The sequence below is a fragment of the Carnobacterium sp. genome (assembly GCF_032094055.1).
In the GTDB taxonomy this organism is placed as follows: Bacteria; Bacillota; Bacilli; order Lactobacillales; family Carnobacteriaceae; genus Carnobacterium_A.
The window spans coordinates 6,463-8,751 of record NZ_DAMDAK010000097.1; the positions used below are offsets into that span (position 1 = coordinate 6,463).

Here is a 2,289-nt window from a genome sequence, read left to right on the forward strand (position 1 = left end):
AAGTTATTGCCGATAAAAACAACCGCAGAAGCCGCGTAAGTATGTCTGGAAAAGCAGCTAAAGCACAAACCATTAAAGAAGTGACCGTTACTAAAATTCCTAGAGTCAAAACAAAGCTAGCAGAATTAAACCGTGTACTGGGCGGCGGCGTAGTGCCTGGTTCTTTGGTCTTGATCGGCGGCGATCCAGGTATTGGAAAATCAACCTTATTGTTACAAGTTTCAGCGCAATTAAATGATACTGGCGGAAAAGTGCTATATGTATCTGGAGAAGAAAGTGCCAGTCAATTAAAAATGAGTGCCAACCGCTTAGGAGTCAAAGGAGATAATTTTTATATTTATCCGGAGACCGATATGGCCGCTATTCGTCAGACGATTGAAGAAATTCAACCGGACTTCGTAGTGATTGATTCGATCCAAACGATGAGTCAACCTGATATCACCAGTGTGGTAGGAAGTGTGAGCCAAGTTCGGGAAAGTACAGCTGATTTAATGAAAATCGCTAAAACAAATAATATTGCAATCTTTATTGTTGGACACGTAACAAAAGAAGGATCGATTGCCGGTCCGAAAATGTTGGAGCATATGGTAGATACCGTTCTTTATTTTGAAGGAGATCGGCACCATACTTTCCGGATCTTACGGGCAGTTAAAAACCGCTTCGGTTCAACAAATGAAATTGGTATTTTTGAAATGCGTGAAGGCGGCTTAAAAGAAGTCGTCAATCCGTCTGAAATGTTTCTGGAAGAACGTCTTGCAGGAGCAACCGGCTCTGCCGTTGTTGCAGCAATGGAAGGTACGAGACCGATTCTAGTTGAAATCCAGTCTCTTATCACGCCAACTGTCTTTGGTAATGCAAAACGAACGGTCAGCGGATTAGACCACAATAGAGTTTCTTTGATTATGGCGGTGTTGGAAAAACGCGCCGGGTCTTTATTGCAAAACCAAGATGCTTATTTAAAAGCAGCAGGCGGCGTGAAATTGGACGAACCGGCTATTGATTTAGCTATTGCGATGAGCATCACTTCTAGCTACCAAGAGAAGGAAACACGCCCGCGTGATTGTTTTATTGGTGAAATAGGCTTAACAGGAGAAATACGTCGTGTGAGCCGAATCGAACAGCGGGTTCACGAAGCAGCTAAATTAGGATTTACGCGTTTGTTTATTCCTAAAAATAATATCGGCGGCTGGACTTTTCCAGAAGGTGTCGAAATCATTGGCGTATCCACGATTACGGATAGTATTCGTAAAGCTTTTACAGAATAGAAATAAGAAAAAATATAGAGTGTGTTTTTTACAAAAACACACTCTAACAAAAGGAGGATTATTTTGGCCAAAAAAATTATTACTGGAATCTTCTTACTGATTGGCGGCAGCATTGGAGCTAGTTTATTGCCAATGGTATGGAATCTTTTCCATGTATCAAATCAATTTATGAACAATGGCTTTGTGAATATTTTAATCGGCGCAATTATATTTTTATTTCTTTCATTTCCAAGCACAAAGTACATTGAACAAGGTATTAAAAAAATCGAACTTTTATTGAGCCAACAAAGTGTTACCTATTTATTATTTGGCAGTATCGGAACCATTATTGGAATGGTCTTAGCATGGCTGGGCAGTTTGTTTTTGATTGGCTTGTCTTTGCCGGTGATCAGCAATGTTTTGCCCATTATTATTATGGTCGTCTTCGCGTATTTAGGCTTCCGAATCGGAACGACTAGACGTGAAGAATGGCGTAAAATGTTTCAAACAAAAGCTAAAAAAAATACAGACGAAGACAACAAAGTGCTTGAAAGAAGAGCAGATGAAACCTTTAGAAAATATAAAATCTTAGATACAAGTGTCATTATTGATGGACGGATTTACGATATTGCTAAAACAGGCTTTATCGAAGGGGTCTTATTGATTCCTAATTTTGTTTTACAAGAATTGCAATATATTGCCGATTCTTCCGATAGTCTTAAACGAGTCCGCGGCCGACGCGGGCTAGATATTCTAAATTCTTTGCAAAAAGAAAACGATATGGACGTAGAAATGTATGATGGAGATTTTGAAGACATTTCAGAAGTCGATTCTAAATTGATCAAACTAGCCAAATTGTTGGATGGAGTCGTGGTTACAAATGATTACAATTTAAATAAAGTCAGCGAGTTTCAAAATGTACCTGTTTTGAATATCAATGAGCTGGCTAATGCAGTCAAACCAGTGGTGATCCCGGGTGAAAATATGACAGTGATGGTGGTCAAAGTAGGAACGGAACGCAATCAAGGAGTAGCTTATCTGGATG

At 39.5% G+C, this 2,289-nt stretch carries 2 protein-coding genes; both read left to right on the forward strand.

All coding sequences use genetic code 11. The features are described 5' to 3' along the window. On the forward strand, positions 1 to 1,265 hold a 1,265-nt coding region (gene radA, locus RT405_RS11960; protein ID WP_313469955.1), incomplete at its 5' end, for a DNA repair protein RadA. A gap of 63 nt (positions 1,266 to 1,328) precedes the next feature. Then, the coding region (locus RT405_RS11965; protein WP_313469958.1) for a PIN domain-containing protein at positions 1,329 to 2,289 on the forward strand (961 nt) is incomplete at its 3' end.